Here is a 17,321-nt window from a genome sequence, read left to right on the forward strand (position 1 = left end):
CTTGCCCGCGATGCAGGCGCCTCGGTGTATCAGTTGCTCCGGGGTGATGCTATCGCAGGCAAGCCAGCTCCCACATTGGACCGCATAACATCTAAAGATGAGGCCTGCTTAAGCCCGATGAATCTGCCGCCCTTCGCCCGCCGCCTGTTGCGGCCCCTGCTCGACCCGTATCGCCGCTATCGCCATGCCAAACTGATCCACGCCGTACGGGTTTCCATCGGCCTGCTTGCGACCATCCTGCTGACCACCGGTATCAACCTGCCCCATGGTGAATGGGCCTCGGTGACCATGCTGGTGGTGATTGGCGGCTTGCAGCACCACGGCAATATCGGCAAGAAAGCCGTGGAACGGGCCTACGGCACGCTGATCGGTGCCAGTGTGGGCCTGTTGCTGGTAGCGCAACAGGCGTACTTCGGCCAGCCATTGTTGACGTACCTGTTGATGTCGGTGGTGTGTGGCTTCTTTTCCTATCACGCCATCGGCAAGGGTGGGTACACCGCGTTGCTATCGGGGATCACGGTATTTATCGTCGCCGGCCACGGGGATAACCCGCTGTCCGATGGCCTGTGGCGTACAGTCGACATTTTGATCGGCATTGCCCTGGCCCTGGCGTTTTCCTTCGCCCTGCCGCTGTATGCGGTGTATTCCTGGCGCTACAACCTGGCCAGCGCCCTGCGCGATTGCGCCGCGATCTACAGCCGGATCATCAGTGGCCAATCGGTTACCGATGATGAGCATCTCAAGCTGCTCAATCGTTTGAATGCGGCAATGTTGCAACTGCGTTCGCTGATGCCCTCGGTGTCCAAGGAGGTGCGGATTTCCATGACCGAGCTGGATGCGATCCAACGCCACCTGCGGATGTGCATCAGCACCCTGGAAATACTTGGCAATACGCGCCCCGATCCACGGGATGAACAGGCGATGGCGCGCTTGCAGCTGGCACTCAAGGCCGAGCATCGGCAGATTCGCGTGCAGTTGATCGGGATGGCGCGGGCCCTGCAATCGGGAGCCACGCAACGCTTGGAACGAACCAACCTTGCTGCGCCTGATCCTCAAGCCCCCCTGGAGGCTCCAGTGCACAGCGCGTTGGATGGCTATCGGTTATTGACCGCGCAACTGGCGGCAAATGTCGACGCGATGCACGCCCGGTTGGCGAAAAGCGCCAAGGCGTGGAAGATCTGAAAAAACGTTGTGAATTAATATTGGATCCACATTTTTTTCACGTTTTATTCACATCCGCAGACGTACTGTGAAGCCTCATCCGTTACAAACGTTGCATATCAAGCCCGCCGCCCCAGCGGGCTTTTTTTTGCGTGCCATTTGATCAGCGCGCGACTTTGCCCGTTGCCGGCAGCGCGGACTGGCCACGAATCGCCCGCTGGGTATCAAGCACCCGCGCCAGCGCCGTTTCGGCTTCCGGGCTTTGCTGCGGTACACGAATGGCCGCCGAGACCAGCGTGATCAGCTTGGCCATCACCTCCGCATCCGTAGCGGGGCGCCCCAGGCTCATGGAGTTCATCAGCAGGCGCAGTTCGGTGCCGGCCATCACCCCGGAAATCGCCTTCAAGGCAAATTGCAGGCGCACCCCCAGTTCATTGCGCGGCAGGTCGGGCAGTGCCAGGGCGAAGGCTTCAAAGAAGCGCTGGAACACCGGCTGGTAGTGGACCTTGAGGTATTCCTGGATAAACGGCGACGTATCGCTATAGACCCGGCCAAGGAAGCGGATGAAAGAGCGCCCTTCGCCGCTGGCCGGATCACTGCGCTCCAGGCCCATGGCCGGGGCGAACAGCACGCCGAGCAAGGTATCGCAATCGAGCGGGCCGTCAGACTCTGCCTCGCAGCGGGCAAGCAATTCCAGGCGCTGCTCGTTGAGCGGCTCCAGGCGTTGCATGAGTAATGTTTTCATCAGGGAGTCCTTGTCCCCGAAATGATAATTTACAGCGGCGAGGTTGACCTGAGCCTTCTCAGTGATTTGCCGCAATAACACGGCGTCGTAGCCGTATTTGATGAAGAGAGCCTCTGTCGCATCCAGCAGTCGAGTCTTGGTTACATTTGGAGCGCTGAGTTTCTTCGCGACCATATAAGTTCCACGGGGGAAATATGTTTTAAAAAAAAATTTGATTTTTTATACCGGGGCGGGTGCTCGAAAGCAAGTAGTGACACTGCACCATACTATCCAAACGCACTGATGGTTACCCTCGCAACGGTTTGCCAAGGGTTGGCCCGGGCGTTTTCAAGCCACCGGTATCGGCTCTACCAACAGAAAAACCGCTCTATCTCTGTGGCTGGCGAAGCCGCTGGATCACGGTTACTATTCAAACAATATTTTTAAAACAAGAATAAAAACCAGCTGTTGGCAGCCGCCACGCAGGCCCTGAAGATGTTACAAAAATTTTCAGGAGCAGGTCGGATTGCCGCAGCGCAAGGCGTAGTCATGATGACAGATACCCCAACGCTCCCAGGCTTTATTTCCCTGCAAGGCATCGGTAAAAGCTATCAATTGGCCGGACAGCACCTGGCCATTCTCAATGATGTCAGCCTGTCCATCGCCCGTGGAGACAGCTGCGGCATCCTCGGCGCTTCGGGCTCCGGCAAAAGCACCCTGCTCAATATCCTCGGCCTGCTGGATCTGCCCGACTGCGGCGCCTATCGCTTCGCCGACCATGACATTTTCCACGCAACGCCAGATCAACTGGCCGCGATCCGCAACCAACAGATCGGCTTTGTGTTCCAGAGCTTCAACCTGCTGCCGCGCCTCAGCGCCCTGGACAACGTCGCCCTGCCCCTGGCCTATCGCGGCGTGTCGCGCCAGGAATCGGTGGCGCGGGCCCTGCATATGCTTGAGCAGGTAGGCCTGGCCGAACGGGCCCACCACCGCCCCGCCGACCTGTCCGGCGGCCAGCGCCAGCGGGTGGCCATTGCCCGGGCGCTGGTAGGCGCACCGGCGGTGATTCTGGCTGACGAACCCACCGGCAACCTCGACAGCCACACCGCCCAGGACATCATGGACCTGCTGCTGGCCCTGAACCGCGAGCAGGGTGTCACCTTGATCATCGTCACCCACGACGCGCATATCGCCGCACGCCTGAGGCGCCAGATCCTGGTGCGCAACGGCGTGGTCCATGAGGCTGAATGCGTATGAGCCTGCGGGTCGAACAGAGCCTGAGCCAGTTGTTGCATGAAGCATTTGTCAGCCTGCGAACCCTTGGCAAGCGCTCGATCCTGGCCTTGCTGGGGATCGTCATCGGCAGTTCATCGGTGGTCGCGCTGATCAATATCGGGCATAACGCCGCCGAAGATGCGGCGATGATTTTCAAGGACATGGGCACCGACACCCTGGTGGCGCAGTTCCCACCCAAGGGCAACAGCACCGCGCATATGCCCACCCGCCTCAATCTGCAAGCCGTACGCCAGGCGGTGCCGGGCATCGCCCACATCGGCGCGATTTCCTCGTTCAGCGGGCCGGTCGTCTTTCATGGCCGCACCACCAACGCCGGCTTGGTTGGTAGCACCCCAGGTCTCAAGGACGCCATGCGCCTGGTGCTGCGTGAAGGGCGCTTCCTGTCCGAATTCGACAGCGGCGAAACCTTCGCGGTGATCGGCGACCAGATCGCCCAGGCGTTAAGCGCGCCCGGTGACCCGTTGCGCCTGGGCGACCGGGTGCGGGTCAACGACTATCTGTTCCTCATCATCGGCATCCTGCAGAACCAGCCACGGTCGATGCTGATCCCGGTGCAAACCAACGAGTCACTGTTCATCCCTGCCCCAGGCATGCTGCGCATCTATTCCTCACCCCAGGTCGGCAGCGTGGTCCTGCGCGCTGCAGCCGGCCAGGACATGGAGCGCATCGCGGCAGGCGCCACCAAGGCCTTGGGCGCGCAACTCACGGAGCACACCGTCGAGATCCAGATCCCCCAGCAAATGATCGACGGCATGACCCGGCAAAGCCGCACATTCGCCTATCTGCTGCTGGCCTTGGGCGCCATCTCCCTGGTGGGCGGCGGGGTCGGCGTGATGAATGTGATGCTGATGAATGTCTCGGAACGCCGCCGGGAAATCGGCATCCGCATGGCCCTCGGCGCTCGCCAGCGCGACATCCGCAACCTGTTCCTGCTCGAAGCCGTCACCCTCACCGCCGTCGGCGCACTGTGTGGCGCGGTACTGGGCATGGGGGCAGCCTATCTATACGCCTGGCTGTCGGGCTGGCAGTTTTCCCTGGCTGTGTTGGCGCTGCCCCTGGGAGTGGGCAGTACGTTGCTGGTGGGGTTGTTTTTTGGGATCTACCCGGCCGTTTCGGCGTCACGCTTGCAGCCGGTGGAGGCCCTGCGCGATGAATAAGCCCTTGTTGTGGCTGATGGCCCTGGTGAGCCTGCCCTGCGTGGCCGCCGATATCGTGATCCGCCCTTCAGCGCCGACCACCACGCGCAGCGGCTATGAGCGCAGTGTCTCGCTCAATGCCCAGCTCACTACCCTGACCCTGGGCGACGCGGTGTACCTGGGCCTGCGCAACAACCCGGCGATTCGCAGCGCGTACCTGCAACGGGTGGCACAGAAGTTCGACCTGCGGGTGGCCGAAGATGCCTTCAACCCCAAGCTGGTGCTCAACAGTACCTACCGCACCACCCAAGGCAGCGACGACCGCGCCCGCAATGCCAACCTGTCACCTACCACCAGCTTGCTCGGCGAGTACGGCACCCGCCTGAGCATGGGCTGGACCCAGCAACTGAACAACGCCAACCGCGCCGGACGCTACCGCAGCGATGGCCTGGACCTGGCCATCATCCAGCCGCTGATGCGCGGCGCCGGCTGGGACGCCACCACCGCCCCGCTGCGCCTGTCACGCCTGTCCGAGCAGGCCAACCGCCTGAACCTCAAGGCCAACGTCGCACAGACCATCAGCCAGATCATCGCCACCTACCGCGACTTGCTGCGTGCCCAGGAGCAACTGAGCATCACCCAGGAAGCGCTCAAGCGCTCCAACACCCTGCTGGACGTAAACAAGGCACTGATCAATGCCGGGCGCATGGCCGAGTTCGAAATCGTGCAGACCGAGGCCGACATCGCCTCCCAGCAACTGGGGGTCGAGGAAGCCCAGAACCAGCTGGACATGAGCCGCCTGGCGTTACTGCGCCTGCTGGCCCTGGACCTGGCGACCCCGATCCGTGCCACCGAAGCCCTGGAAGCCACACGCATGGACATCGACAAGCGCGAGGCCTTCAACCTCGCGCAAAACCAGCAGCCCGAATATCTCCAGGCGTTGCTGGGCAGCCAACAGGCCGACCTCAACCTGGTACTGGCCAAGGATTCCGGGCGCTGGCAGGTCGACCTGGTGGGCGGCGCCAATCAGATCCGGGCCAACACGGACAACGACGCCGGCAGCACCAGCAACCGCCGCTGGGACAGTTACGCCGGGGTCCAGGTGCGCATTCCCATCGGCGATATCAGTACCCGCCAGGCCGAAGTCCGCGCACGGGTCGATGTGGAAAACCAGGCGATCCTGATCACCGACGCGCGCCAGGAACTGGAGCGCAGCGTCAATAACGTGGTACGCGACCTTGGCACCCGCTGGCGCCAGTATGAAATTGCCCAGCGGGCCGTGGACCTGTCCCGGCGCAAGATCGAGATCGAGCGCGACAAACTCGCCGCCGGGCGCTCCACCAACTTCCAGGTGCTGAGCTTCGAAGCGGACTTGCGCAACGCCGAGAACGCCCGTCTCAACGCCCTGATTGCTTACCTCAATGCGCAGACCCAGCTCGACCTGACGCTGGGCATGACCTTGGAAAGTTGGGAAATTGCCCTTAATGACTACTAGAAAAGCCCTGCTGGGCGCTGGACTGTTGATACTGCTGGGCGCGGGCGGATTCGTACTGCTGAGTCGCACAACGCCCGCCGCCAACCAGACCGCTACGGCCGAGCAATGGCAGGAGGTCAAGAGCGACGTCCTGGTGCATCAGATCGGCCTAGTCGGCAAGATCGAACCGGAAGCCACCGTCATCCTGACCGCGCCCTTTGATGGCAACGTGCAAGCCAACCTGGTGCAAGAGGGTCAGCGGGTCGAAACCGGCCAGGTCCTGTTGCGCATGGACCCGGCCACCCTGGAAGTACAACTGCGCGAAGCGCTCTCCGCGCAGCTCAAGGCCCGGCGTACCGTGCAGGAAATGCAGGACTGGGACAGCGGCCCCACCGTCAGCCGCGCCCGGCGCAGCCTGCGCACCTCGCAAATGAGTGCCGACAACACCCAGCGCAAACTGGTTGAAAGCGACAGCCTGTTCAAGCGCGGCATCATCCCGCGCAACGAACTGGACGACCTCAAGCAACAGGCCCAACAGCAACAGTTGGATCTGATCGCCGCGCGCAGTGAACTGCAAACGGCCCTCGAACAGGGCAAGGGCGAGTACCGCCAGATTGCGGATATGGAGCTGACCAATGCCACGGTCAAGTACGAAGCCCTGCGCAAACTGCTCGACGGCCAGGAGCTCAAGGCGCCGTTTTCCGGGATCGTCGTGCCCCCACCGGGCAGCTCCACCCCCCAAGGCGGCGCCAGCAACAACGCGCCGGTACAGGCGGGGAGCAAGGTGAGCCAGGGCCAGGTGCTGTTCGGGTTGGCCAATATCGAACGCCTGAAAATCGTTGCCAAAGTCTCGGAACTGGATATCAACCAGCTGCATCAGGGCCAGCCGGTGGAAGTCATGGGCGACGGGTTTGATGGCGAGCGCCTGAGCGGCTCAGTCAGCGTGGTCAGCGGCCTGGCGATCGCCAATGACAGCCAGGGCAGTGCGCAATTCCCGGTGACCTTGTCCATACCCAAACTGACTGAGAAACAGCTGCAAAGGGTCCGCCTGGGCATGAGCGCACGCCTGACCATCGTGACCTACAACAATGCCCAGGCGATCATCGTGCCGGCCCAGGCGATCAGCCAGGGGGACGACGGACTTTCGGTGCAATATCGGGCTGCCATGAACCAGCCGGTGGAGCGGGTGAAAATCACCACGGGACAATCGACAGCCCAAGGGGTGGAAGTGTTCGGGCTCAAGCCTGGGTTTATCAAAACGGGCTTGTGAAGCCCTGTGCACGGTGCCGGAAAAACATTTGAGGAATTTGCCTACGCAAATACAGGAAAATTACCGCCTCATAACATATTGTAAAAAAATACTCCTTAGAAAAGTATGGTCATCCGTTTTGCCTTGGGCGACAGGTGCGCAATATGAATCGTTATTCAAACATCAAAAAAATGCTGGCCGGCGGTGATTTATTTTGGAGTCGAACACAAGAAGCCCGAATGAGCGCAATTGTCGCCGATAACCTCGGTGACGGTTTCATGCAAGTCGATGACCACAAATTCATAAACATGTGCTCTTACTCCTACCTTGGTCTGGACTCCAATATCGAAATCTTGAAGGGCGCAATAACTGCACTAGACTCGTCGCAAACCTTAAACTCCTCCACTTCCCGCGTTCGAATTTGTTTACCTCTATTGGAAGAGGCAGAACTTGCACTATCAGATCTGTTTTCCGTCGAGGTGCTGACGACGGTCTCATGCGCTTCAGCCGCCGCAGCAATGCTTCCTTTACTTGCTGCAGGTGTATTTACACAAAATATCCCGCCGCTAATGGTCTTTGACCAATCCGCACACTTCTGCTTGAGCTTGATGAAGGCCGTTTGTGCAGATGAATCCGAAGTCATGACAGCACCGCACAATGACTTGAACTTCCTGGAAGACTGCTGCAAGCAAAAGCAACGGGTTGCTTACATCGCGGATGGCGTCTATAGCACGGGAGGATGCGCCAATATATCGGAACTAATGACCCTGCAAGACAAGTACGGCTTATTTGTTCTGTATGACGAAGCTCATGGCCTGTCGGCACAGGGCGTAAATGGCTGCGGATTAGTTCTCAATACAATGGGCGCACTCAACAGCAATACCATGATAATTGCATCATTGAACAAGGGCTTTGGTGCATCTGGCGGGGCGATCTTCTTTGATGCGTCGATTAGCAAATCAGCCTTATTGCGATTTGGCGGCCCTCTCTCTTGGTCCCAACGAATCAACACAGCTGGCTTGGGTGCAATCATCGCGTCCGCAAAAATACATAAATCCACAGAACTTCAACGCCTGCAAAACAAATTGACGACCAATATCCAACTGTTCGACACCCACATCAAGACCACCTTGGCAGGAGATGGATTACCTATCAGGTTGATTCCCATGAGTGATGAGCAACATGCAATCACCACTGCGACAAAACTCATGAAGCTTGGGTTTTATACCTCACCGTTATTTTACCCTGTCGTTCCCAGATCAACTCCAGGCCTGCGCGTCATGCTCAGGGCAAACCTGGCCCCAGACGACTTAAAACAGTTTTGCACAGCGGTAAACTCAATGCTGTAGATGCAACCCCGTACCTTAGGACGTCGTAATAAAGGGAATTTACATGTCATCATCCACCCAGCGGGTACTCCTTCTCGCATGTTGCACGACCATAATCGCCCAGCTTGGTGTAACACTGTATATACCTGCAACAACCCAACTCGCCCCGCAACTAAATATAGAAGAAGCAAAGGGTTATAAAATCCTACTATTTTATTTGGGTGGCGCTGTACTACCGATAGCTTTTATGTCACGCCTCATTAGCAGTTTCGGGCGCTACACTGCAGTTCTCGTTTGCTGCGCAATCTTACTCATAGGTAGCGCACTATCTTTATTCAGTTTTGGCCCCGAGGCATTCTTTTTCTCCCGATTCACGCAAGGTTTAGGTGCTGGTGGAGGTGCTCTGATCGGCAGGGCACTGTTAACGGACATCTCATCAGGGGCGGCCCTTGCGAAAAACCTGTCTGTATTATCCTATTCATTTATTCTTGCACTTATCGGCGGGCAAGTAGTGGGCGGCTTTCTGGTGTCTAGCCTTAACTGGATTGCGCTGCCATGCCTAATGATCATCGCAGTGATACTTATCAGCGCACTAGCGCTTATCATACGCAGCCACCTTTACAAACTGGACACACTGGCAAAAGAATCCGCATTAACGCCGAAATACTATGCCATTGCAACCCAGCCCAGCTTCTATCTACCCGTCATTTTAGGAGGCTGCGGCTATGGGATTTTTATTGTCTATCAAGGTATCGGGGCGTATGTATTTCATTCAAACTTCCGCTGGAATAGCGCCGACTATGGCACCTTCGGCTTGTGGCTGGGGCTGGCTTATTACTTAGGTGCATTCACGGTAAGGCGAGCCTTGAGTGCTGTCAGTGTTTGCCAATTATCAATTTTTGGCGCCTGCCTATTAGTTGCCTCGAGCAGCGTGTTGTTTTTGGCCGCCTGGCAAAACATGTCAATCCACTTGGTTATTGGCGGCTACTTGGTTATTTGGTACGCCCAGGCGACGCTCTACCCATGTACAGCAGCCATGGCAGTAAACGGGTTACCCGGCGCCAATCCAATGATGCTATTTAGCTTCCTGCAACAATTGGTAGCATTAACATTTGGCGCTCTTGCGACTTTTTTTATCCCTTACGGTATTCAAACTGTGGCACTGCTCACGGCATGCCTCAGTGGACTTGGTGTAGTCACAGCACTTCTCATTCTGAAAAGAGAGGCTTGATATGGACACATTGACTAGAAGTTGGCTATGCATGCCCGCGAGCCAAAAGCATATAGAACGGAAAATCATTGAATCTAAAGCCGACATCGTATTACTGGACTTGGAAGACTCAGTCCCCATGTGCAAAAAGCAATTTGCACGCGAGCAACTGCTGGCATTGGACCACTCTATTCGCAACCGACGCAATCTAGCGATAAGAGTTAACACACTCACCAAATCCGAAGGCATCAGAGACCTGGTTTTCTTGTTGGACCACAACATCACCCCCGAATATTTAATCATCCCCAAAGTAGAGTCAGCCGGCGAACTGAAAGTCCTTAATGAATTGACATGCGCTACTGGCCAACGAGTAAAAACCTTTGCAATCATCGAAACGTTAAAAGGATTGCGCTGCATCGACTCCATTATCAATGAAAGAACAAGCCTGCGCGGCTTGATTTTAGGTAGTGCTGACCTCTCATCAGAGATCAATTTCAAAATTGCAGAGCGCGCACTTACCCAAATCAAGTGCGATATAGCCATCGCCGCCCTCAGCATGGGGCTAATGGTCATTGACTCGCCCTGTTTCAAACTGAACAACGAAAAAGCGCTGAGAGCAGAAATCGAACTGGCCAAAGAATTTGGCTATTCGGGGAAAATTGCCATTCATCCAACTCAGGTAGAACTGATAAATAGATTATTTACCCCGACAGAAATCGAACTGAAAAAAGCACGAGCCATTATCAAATGCCTCGAAGCAGCCGAACCAACAACAGCAATATCCACCTTAGATGGGGAAATGCTCGGCCCTCCTTTCGAAATCATGGCCCGCAGGCTTTTGGCAATTAACGAATCGCTCTCAAGAACCAATAGGAAGCCAGCATGAACATCAATCAATCGCTCCCCGGCAGCAAGGCACTAAGTAAACTAACCAAAGTCGGTCCCGGACGCTATCGTGAGGATCATGGGCTTGGCTTCGAAGACTTTATCATTGGCGACATATTTGAACACCGGCCAGGCCGCACGGTGACAGAAGCGGATAACGTCTGGATGTCGTTAATCTGTATGAATAACCACCCCGCCCACATCAATGCAGAATATGCAAAGCACACCGAATTTGGACAAATACTGGTATCGAGCCTGGTGACCTTTTCAATTGTTGGCGGGATGAGCCTGGCGAGCACGAGCGCAAAAGCAATTGCCAATTTGGGCTGGGATAATGTCCGTCTGATAGCCCCGGTTTTTGTTGGCGATACCTTGTACGCAGAAAGCGAAGTCATCCACAAACGCCCCTCCGCCAGTCGCCCCGGGCAAGGCATAGTTACGGTCCGGACAAAAGGGCTCAAGGCCAACGGGCAAATATGTTTATCCTACGAGCGCAGCTTTCTGATTGCTCTCGACCAAGTACCCTTGGGGTGAGTGGCCTATGAAAATCCTCGATGAGTCTTTGATAAAAAACACCATCAGTATGGAAGAGGCGATTGACGTACTCCGTGAAAACTATCGGTCATACAGCAGTTCAAGCGACAACAACCCTGCGCGAACTATCGTGAGAGTCCAGGAAAAACATGCAACATTTGGAGTAATGCCCTACTACTCTCACGCTCACAATCTATTTATGGTGAAGATTGTATCTCATCACTTGCTCAACAAAGCCTATGGACGACCATCTATAGGTGGAGTGATTGTTATACAAGATGGCGCTACAGGGCAGATAAAAGCCCAAATGGATGCAGCAGCCATAACCGCTCTACGCACCGGTGCCACTGCAGGATTGGCGACTGATTTGCTGGCAATGGCCCACTCCAAAAAAGTTGCCGTCATCGGCGCAGGTGCTCAGGCAATGGCGGTATTTGAGGCTGTGTTGAGCGTCAGAAAGGTAAAGCAGGTGGCCGTCTGCTCTACAAGCCAGGCAAGTACAGAGCGTTTTATAGCTGACGCAAAAAACCGGTTCGTCCGTGAGATTGAATACATCAGCCACCATAGCGTGCGCCAGGCAGTCTCAGGCGCCGACATCATCTGCACGGCGACCACTTGCGCAGCCCCCTTGTTCTCTGCCTGCGACGTAGCAAAGGGCGCCCATATAAACGCGATAGGCAAGCACACACTGGTGTCGCGTGAGTTCCCGTTGGAGCTTCTGCACCGGGCGATCTTAATGGTGGAGGATCGAAAAGCTGCAATTGAAGAGGCTGGGGATTATCACCAAAACTCAATATCCATTGCTCAAATGCTGAACAGCCAGTATGCCGTTCACCAACGCGAGACCACGATTTTTTCTTCGGTCGGGACGGCTTTTCAGGACGCGTGCATCTGCATCGCAATCCTGAAGAAGCTAAAGGTGGTAAGCGGAGGCTCCTAAACGACATGCCAGTGCCTTGGCCTGGATTGCCACATCCGTCACCGCCGTGCTCTCCCACCATATCCCACGCAGCGGTGGGCCCATGGCGAAGAGTCGCTCACTGGCCACTCCCTGCGCGTCCAGCACTGCCCCCGAGGCATCCGCTGCGATCCCCAACGCCAATGGCCCGGGTTTGATCAAGCCGCGTGCCAGCAGTTGCCGGGGCAAAGGCCGGGCCACGCGGCGCCAGTCATATTCGATCCCGCTGGAGTTGATCAACGCCGCGCCACTGACGTGGGTGATGTGCTGTTCGCCCCGACGGCGCAGGCGCAGGGTCACCACGCCGTTTACTGTGGGCTCCAGGCCCAGGAACGACGCCGCGTGGATCCGCAGGCGCCCTTGCTCGTGCAACCGCGCCACTAACGCCGCACTCAGGGGTGGCGAGCGATGGTGATGGCTCTCCCACCAGGGCCGCACATGGCGCACGAACTGGCGTTTCTGGCGTTCGCTGGCCTGGCTCCACAAACGGCCGATATGGGCACGCACGGTGTCCAGTGGCGCTTGCCAGTCGATGCCCTGGGCCTGGGCGCTGTGGCATTGACGGCGCACTGCCCGCAGTAATTGCAGCGGGCTGCGCAGGCGGTGATCTTCAGCGAGAAAATCCGCCCAGGCCGGTGGTTGTCGGCGCACATGGGGCAACAGGCCATGGCGCGAAAAGATCTCGATCGGCCCGCGATGGCCGGCCTGCTCCAGGGACACCACGGCATCGACCATGGTCAGGCCGGAGCCGATGATCAGCACCGTCGACTGGGGGTCCAGTTGCGTCATCGCCTGCACATCCCACGGGTCAACCGCCGCCGCATTCAAGCCGCTGGATTGGGTTTGTGGCGTGCGCGCTGCGGGGAACATCCCCGTGGCCAGTACCGCCTGGGCGCCGCGCAATTGCTGGCCGTCATCCAGGGTCAGGCGCACACCCACCGGCTCCACCTGCACGTCGACGACCTCGGCGCGAACATGCTCCACCGTCGACGCCGACCCCGCCCGGGCCTGCGCCAGGCGCTGCTGCGCGTACAGGCCAAAAATCCCCCGGGGTGGGAACAGCTCGCTCACAGGCACCTGTTGCTGGTCCGACTCTGGCCAACCGCCGGCGGCGATGTACTCGGTCAACCACTGGGTCAAGTCATCGGCGTTGTCCGGGTCCACGCTCATGCGCGCCGCGTTGCCATTGAGGGTGTGTCCCAGCTCCACCGCGCTATAGGCTTCACCGCGCCCAAGCTCCGGGCGCGGCTCGATCACCAGAATCTGCCGGGTGCCAGGCAAACGCAGCAACTGCACGGCCAGCATCGTGCCGCTCAGCCCCCCACCGATGATCAGCACATCGGCGTTGCGGATGGCCTTTGTCGCCTGTCCGCGTTCGGTTTCACTCATGTAAATGCGCCCTTACCGTATGCCCGGATAAATATCATGCCAATTGCCTGGCGCCCAACACCTGGGACGCCGCCGTGTGACGCATTGCCCGATCATGCACTATCGCGTTTGAGTTCATCCAGCCATTGACCGCCTTGGCGCACACTGGAGGCCTGCCAGATAAACTGCAACCGCTGCAAACCCAGGCGCCGTCGCAGCTGGTTTCTGATCAACTGGTGCAGGCCGCTCTGCGGGTGGGCTAGGGCCCAGTCGTGCAAGCGCCGGCGCCAGGTACTGCGGGGCTCAAGGCTGCCTTGGATCTCGTCAGCCAGGTGCTGCAACCTGGCCGGCGACAACAGCAAACCGGTGGGCGCCACCTCGCTGCGGTCACGCCGGGCAGAGCCGGGACTTTGCGCAAAAGCCAGGCCCTGGCCGCTGTTGAGCCATTGTTCGAACAGCACCGCCAGGCCACCTTGCCAGTGCGTGCCCTCCTCGCTCCATAACGCGGTTTCGCCGCTGGGCTGCCACCAACGATTCAGGCGTTGCAGCGCCTCCACCGGGCCGATCAGCCGGGCGAAGCCAACCACCTCGCTGCCAGGCACTTGCTGATCGCTGATCAACACCTGCGGGGCGGCGCTGCTACCAACGACCATGAGCCAATGCTGCAACTGCTGACGGTCCGGGACATAGGCATGGCTGGGGCGCACCCGCCAGATTTGCCCGTGTAGCGCACTGGGTTCCAGGGTGTCAGACAGCGTCAACACCTGCCCGCCAATGGCCTGCGCCGCCAGGGCTAGCAGCAACAGATTGGGCTCGAAGGGCCCGCTCACCACCAACCGCGAATACTCGCCAAACCCGTGCTGGCGCAGCCCATCGGCCAGGCGCTCCACATCACGCAGGGCATCGATCCAGCGCCAGGCATACCACCGGCCATGCCGCTTGTGGCGCAACGCGCAGTGCAACGGGCGGACCTGGGCCCAGCGCTGCAATTGCTCCAGGGCCTCGGGCAGGCCCGCTACCCACTCGGCGGGCCATTTCACAGCCTGCGCTGGTCGTAGTTTATGCACGCTCATAGGGACTGCTCCTATCGTTGGAAGGCGCGTGCGGTGGTCCGTGCTCCGCGGTCTTGCGTTAAACAGCCAGGCAAGCTCCGTTGCAGGAGTTACGCCAAGATTGAAAACCCCTTGAATCCTTGCATCGCAATGGCCCCGTGAACACTCCACTGCCCCGTAAACCAGCAAACTGTTGATTGACTGTTGGCTGGCAAACAACACCTGCACTTTCTCGATTGCGATGAAACTGTTAGCGCCATTAGTGGCTTTTTCCACATGCCGGGAACGCACACCATGGGCCACAACGCGCCCTTACCTGCTGATCCTGGAGCTCTTCATGCACCTCAAGCACCCCTTTATCTGGTCGGCCCTGGCCCTGACGATTGCCCTCGACAGCCATGCGGCCCAGCGCTCATCGTTGCCCAGTGAACAAACCGTTGGCGTCATCGAGCAGGTGTTCGCTTTCCACGACGCCATGCCCACTGGCGTCAGCGTTGCCGAAAACGGGCGGATTTTTGTCAATTTTCCACGATGGGGCGATGCCGTGCCGTTTACCGTCGCGGAGCTGCGCGATGGCAAGGTCGTGCCCTATCCTGACCTGGCGATGAACCAGGCCAACCCGAACGACCCGGCCAAGGGTTTTATCAGCGTGCAAAGTGTGGTGGCCGATGGTCGCGGGCGTATCTGGATCCTGGATACTGCCGCCCCCGGCTTCGCATCGCCAACCCCAGGCGGCGCCAAGCTGGTGGCCGTCGACCTGGCCAGCAATAAAGTGGTCAAGACCCTGGTCTTCCCGAAAAACGTGATGCTGCCCAGCACCTACGTCAACGACATGCGCTTTGATTTTCGGGTGGGGGACGAAGGCGTGATCTATATCACCGACTCCTCGCTCAGCGGTCCCGGGGCGATCATCGTCATGGACATTGCCAGCGGTACCGCCATTCGCCGCCTCAGTGGCGCCACCTCGACCTCCGTAGACCCGACCTTCGTACCCAAGGTCGAAGGCCAGGTCTTGCAGGTTCGCAACGCCGACGGCAGCACCCGGCCCTTTGCAGTAGCGTCCGATGGCATCGCCCTGTCGGCTGACGGCCAGACCTTGTACTTCTGCCCGCTGTCCAGCCGCCATCTGTACTCGGTACCGACCGCGCTCCTGCGGGATCCTTCGGTCAGCGAAACGCGGCTCGACATGGCAGTCCAGGACCTTGGCGAAAAAGGTGCCTCCGACGGGCTTGAGGCAGACGCTTCCGGAGCCCTCTATGCCGGCGACTATGAACACAACAGCGTGCGCAAACGCCTGGCGAATGGGCAGTGGCAGACCATCGTCCACGACCCGCGTGTGCTCTGGCCCGACACCCTGTCGATCGGCCCCGACGGCTATCTGTATTTCATGGCCAACCAGTTGCATCGCCAGGGCATTTTTCACGCAGGCAAGGATCTGCGCCAGAAACCCTACAGCCTGCTGCGGGTGAAGATTGACGCGGCGCCGGCACCCACGCGCTAGGCAACGGACCAGCCCCTCTCCCCGCTCATCATCGTGAAGGCACAACCATGGGTAAAACCACACCAAGGCGTCCGGGTAAAAAACTGCCCGTGACCCATCAAGACTTCGCCCGGGCCAACATCGCCAACGGCTCACGGCGTATACGGCTGGGCGTCACCGACCTGTCGTTCCACCGCGCTACTGCAGCGGTAGTCGCGCAGGTCATGCAACACATGGGGCTGACCGTGGAGCGCCAATATGCCCTGCACGAAGACAACTTCAAGCGACTGCGCGAAGGCACGATCGACATGATTGCCTCAGCCTGGATTCCTTTCAGCCACGGGATCTACAAGCAGACGATCGACGCGGTGACGCCTACCCGTGAACTGGGCCTGCATTACGAGCCCTATGCATTGTGGGGGGTGCCTGACTACGTGAACGAGCACGAAGTGGCCTCCATCGAGGACCTGCTCAAACCTCAAGTCCGCGCCCGGATGAACCCACTGATCCAGGGCATCGGGCCAGGCGCCGGGATTACCCGGTTCTCGCTGAAAATCATGGACGAGTACGGCTTGGGCCGCGCCGGGTACCTGTTCCGTACAGGCACCCAGGATGATTGCATTGACGCCTTTGAGGCCCTGTATCGCCAGCGGCGATGGGGCATCGTCCCGCTGTGGCATCCACAGTTCCTGCATCATCGCTATCACATCCGCGACCTCAAGGACCCCAAGGGTTTGCTCGGCAGCGTCGACCGCGCCGTGCTGCTGGCGCGCGAGGATCGCCTGGCGCTGCTGACGACCGCCGAGATCCAGGTGCTGGACAATATTCGCCTGTCGAACACCATCGTTGCCGAGCTCGACGATGCCTTCAATCGTGGCGAACAGTCGGCTGACGAAGCCGCGAGCGACTGGCTGGCAAGGCACCCTCAAACCTTGCGTGGCTGGTTGGCGCCGCTGGCCTGAACAGGCGCGTCTTTCGATGCACTTCACGCATTCTGAATTCGCCACGGGCGGGCTACAAGCCTTTGTCCACGGGGAATAACTTGGCGTTGCAGGCTTTCTGCAATGCCCCACCAAAGAGGATTCCACCATGCTCTATCTAGTGTTCAGCGGCACCATCAAAGCCGGTAAACAGGCCGAGTTTTTCCGTGATGTAGCCGCCGTTTCGCAAAAGCTCACGCACCAGCATGACAAGGCCGTGGTTTATCAGTGGCACCAGGACGAAGAGAACCCCAACAAGTTTTTCCTCAATGAACAATGGCAAAGCGTCGAGGACCTGCACGCGCATTTTGAAACCCTCTACAAGGCCTTCGGCCCGGCCAAGCCTACCGAGCGCCTGCCGGCGAAGATCCTCGCCTACCTGGATGAGGCACAAGTGAATTTCTACCAGGCCATTGCCTGAAAGCAGCCCGGTCCACCCCCGCTTCAAGGGGGTGGACACCACAGCAACTCAATTCAAAACCTTCA

Annotated in this window: 16 protein-coding genes; 13 read left to right on the forward strand and 3 right to left on the reverse strand. The window is 58.6% G+C overall.

Translation table 11 applies throughout. The features are described from left to right. Positions 1–117 precede the first annotated feature (117 nt). Entirely contained in the window at positions 118–1,182 is a 1,065-nt protein-coding gene (locus ACO77H_RS15765; RefSeq protein WP_169953063.1) for an FUSC family protein, read from the forward strand. A gap of 142 nt (positions 1,183–1,324) precedes the next feature. On the opposite strand, the gene ACO77H_RS15770 is transcribed toward ACO77H_RS15765, so the two are convergent. After that, complete coding sequence (locus ACO77H_RS15770; protein ID WP_057445041.1) at positions 1,325–2,080, reverse strand: TetR/AcrR family transcriptional regulator; 756 nt, start codon at positions 2,078–2,080, stop codon at positions 1,325–1,327. Between the two features lie 354 nt (positions 2,081–2,434). On the opposite strand from ACO77H_RS15770, the gene ACO77H_RS15775 reads away from it, so the two are divergent. The 9 genes from ACO77H_RS15775 (at position 2,435) to ACO77H_RS15815 (ending at position 11,937) form a co-directional block, all read left to right on the forward strand. Then, on the forward strand, positions 2,435–3,142 hold the full coding sequence (locus ACO77H_RS15775) for an ABC transporter ATP-binding protein (protein WP_169953061.1): 708 nt from the start codon (positions 2,435–2,437) through the stop codon (positions 3,140–3,142). Further along, positions 3,139–4,338, forward strand: coding sequence for an ABC transporter permease (locus tag ACO77H_RS15780; RefSeq protein ID WP_432755763.1), 1,200 nt, complete (start codon positions 3,139–3,141; stop codon positions 4,336–4,338). Before ACO77H_RS15775 ends, ACO77H_RS15780 begins: the two co-directional genes overlap by 4 nt. Next, positions 4,331–5,812: a TolC family protein gene (locus tag ACO77H_RS15785; RefSeq protein WP_170041253.1), complete on the forward strand. Its 1,482-nt coding sequence runs from the start codon at positions 4,331–4,333 to the stop codon at positions 5,810–5,812. The genes ACO77H_RS15780 and ACO77H_RS15785 overlap by 8 nt, the downstream gene beginning before the upstream one ends. Then, positions 5,802–7,061 carry an efflux RND transporter periplasmic adaptor subunit gene (locus ACO77H_RS15790; protein ID WP_169953057.1) on the forward strand — a complete coding sequence of 420 codons (1,260 nt, stop codon included), beginning with the start codon at positions 5,802–5,804 and terminating at the stop codon, positions 7,059–7,061. The genes ACO77H_RS15785 and ACO77H_RS15790 overlap by 11 nt, the downstream gene beginning before the upstream one ends. A gap of 143 nt (positions 7,062–7,204) precedes the next feature. Beyond that, a complete protein-coding gene (locus ACO77H_RS15795) occupies positions 7,205–8,389 on the forward strand; it encodes an aminotransferase class I/II-fold pyridoxal phosphate-dependent enzyme (protein WP_432754237.1) in 1,185 nt (394 codons plus the stop codon). A 43-nt stretch (positions 8,390–8,432) separates the two neighbouring features. After that, positions 8,433–9,599 (forward strand): MFS transporter, encoded by a 1,167-nt coding sequence (locus ACO77H_RS15800; protein ID WP_432754238.1) that lies wholly within the window; start codon positions 8,433–8,435, stop codon positions 9,597–9,599. A gap of 1 nt (position 9,600) precedes the next feature. Beyond that, entirely contained in the window at positions 9,601–10,464 is an 864-nt protein-coding gene (locus ACO77H_RS15805) for an HpcH/HpaI aldolase/citrate lyase family protein (RefSeq protein ID WP_172311603.1), read from the forward strand. Beyond that, positions 10,461–10,997: a MaoC family dehydratase gene (locus tag ACO77H_RS15810; RefSeq protein ID WP_172311605.1), complete on the forward strand. Its 537-nt coding sequence runs from the start codon at positions 10,461–10,463 to the stop codon at positions 10,995–10,997. The genes ACO77H_RS15805 and ACO77H_RS15810 overlap by 4 nt, the downstream gene beginning before the upstream one ends. A 7-nt stretch (positions 10,998–11,004) precedes the next feature. Continuing rightward, positions 11,005–11,937 (forward strand): ornithine cyclodeaminase family protein, encoded by a 933-nt coding sequence (locus ACO77H_RS15815; protein WP_432754239.1) that lies wholly within the window; start codon positions 11,005–11,007, stop codon positions 11,935–11,937. Here ACO77H_RS15815 and ACO77H_RS15820 read toward each other — a convergent pair. Then, complete coding sequence (locus tag ACO77H_RS15820) at positions 11,911–13,344, reverse strand: FAD/NAD(P)-binding protein (protein WP_432754240.1); 1,434 nt, start codon at positions 13,342–13,344, stop codon at positions 11,911–11,913. The genes ACO77H_RS15815 and ACO77H_RS15820 overlap by 27 nt on opposite strands. A 92-nt stretch (positions 13,345–13,436) precedes the next feature. Continuing rightward, positions 13,437–14,396, reverse strand: coding sequence for an AMP-binding protein (locus ACO77H_RS15825; protein WP_432754241.1), 960 nt, complete (start codon positions 14,394–14,396; stop codon positions 13,437–13,439). A gap of 316 nt (positions 14,397–14,712) precedes the next feature. On the opposite strand from ACO77H_RS15825, the gene ACO77H_RS15830 reads away from it, so the two are divergent. From ACO77H_RS15830 to ACO77H_RS15840, 3 genes are all read left to right on the forward strand, one after another. Beyond that, the gene (locus tag ACO77H_RS15830; RefSeq protein ID WP_432754242.1) at positions 14,713–15,876 is read left to right on the forward strand and encodes an L-dopachrome tautomerase-related protein; all 1,164 of its coding nucleotides are present in this window, start codon (positions 14,713–14,715) and stop codon (positions 15,874–15,876) included. 47 nt (positions 15,877–15,923) lie between these two features. Further along, entirely contained in the window at positions 15,924–16,817 is an 894-nt protein-coding gene (locus ACO77H_RS15835; RefSeq protein ID WP_432754243.1) for a glycine betaine ABC transporter substrate-binding protein, read from the forward strand. A 127-nt stretch (positions 16,818–16,944) separates the two neighbouring features. Next, entirely contained in the window at positions 16,945–17,256 is a 312-nt protein-coding gene (locus tag ACO77H_RS15840; RefSeq protein WP_169953036.1) for a putative quinol monooxygenase, read from the forward strand. Positions 17,257–17,321 lie beyond the last annotated feature (65 nt).

Source organism: Pseudomonas sp. WMBT8 (assembly GCF_050916005.1).
Classification (GTDB): Bacteria; Pseudomonadota; Gammaproteobacteria; order Pseudomonadales; family Pseudomonadaceae; genus Aquipseudomonas.

What these genes read in the sequence shown, in the direction of transcription:
- ACO77H_RS15765 (WP_169953063.1), top strand. Translation starts at nt 118, where the DNA reads ATGAATCTGCCGCCCTTCGCCCGCCGCCTGTTGCGGCCCCTGCTCGAC.
- ACO77H_RS15770 (WP_057445041.1), bottom strand. Translation starts at nt 2,080, where the DNA reads ATGGTCGCGAAGAAACTCAGCGCTCCAAATGTAACCAAGACTCGACTG.
- ACO77H_RS15775 (WP_169953061.1), top strand. Translation starts at nt 2,435, where the DNA reads ATGATGACAGATACCCCAACGCTCCCAGGCTTTATTTCCCTGCAAGGC.
- ACO77H_RS15780 (WP_432755763.1), top strand. Translation starts at nt 3,139, where the DNA reads ATGAGCCTGCGGGTCGAACAGAGCCTGAGCCAGTTGTTGCATGAAGCA.
- ACO77H_RS15785 (WP_170041253.1), top strand. Translation starts at nt 4,331, where the DNA reads ATGAATAAGCCCTTGTTGTGGCTGATGGCCCTGGTGAGCCTGCCCTGC.
- ACO77H_RS15790 (WP_169953057.1), top strand. Translation starts at nt 5,802, where the DNA reads ATGACTACTAGAAAAGCCCTGCTGGGCGCTGGACTGTTGATACTGCTG.
- ACO77H_RS15795 (WP_432754237.1), top strand. Translation starts at nt 7,205, where the DNA reads ATGAATCGTTATTCAAACATCAAAAAAATGCTGGCCGGCGGTGATTTA.
- ACO77H_RS15800 (WP_432754238.1), top strand. Translation starts at nt 8,433, where the DNA reads ATGTCATCATCCACCCAGCGGGTACTCCTTCTCGCATGTTGCACGACC.
- ACO77H_RS15805 (WP_172311603.1), top strand. Translation starts at nt 9,601, where the DNA reads ATGGACACATTGACTAGAAGTTGGCTATGCATGCCCGCGAGCCAAAAG.
- ACO77H_RS15810 (WP_172311605.1), top strand. Translation starts at nt 10,461, where the DNA reads ATGAACATCAATCAATCGCTCCCCGGCAGCAAGGCACTAAGTAAACTA.
- ACO77H_RS15815 (WP_432754239.1), top strand. Translation starts at nt 11,005, where the DNA reads ATGAAAATCCTCGATGAGTCTTTGATAAAAAACACCATCAGTATGGAA.
- ACO77H_RS15820 (WP_432754240.1), bottom strand. Translation starts at nt 13,344, where the DNA reads ATGAGTGAAACCGAACGCGGACAGGCGACAAAGGCCATCCGCAACGCC.
- ACO77H_RS15825 (WP_432754241.1), bottom strand. Translation starts at nt 14,396, where the DNA reads ATGAGCGTGCATAAACTACGACCAGCGCAGGCTGTGAAATGGCCCGCC.
- ACO77H_RS15830 (WP_432754242.1), top strand. Translation starts at nt 14,713, where the DNA reads ATGCACCTCAAGCACCCCTTTATCTGGTCGGCCCTGGCCCTGACGATT.
- ACO77H_RS15835 (WP_432754243.1), top strand. Translation starts at nt 15,924, where the DNA reads ATGGGTAAAACCACACCAAGGCGTCCGGGTAAAAAACTGCCCGTGACC.
- ACO77H_RS15840 (WP_169953036.1), top strand. Translation starts at nt 16,945, where the DNA reads ATGCTCTATCTAGTGTTCAGCGGCACCATCAAAGCCGGTAAACAGGCC.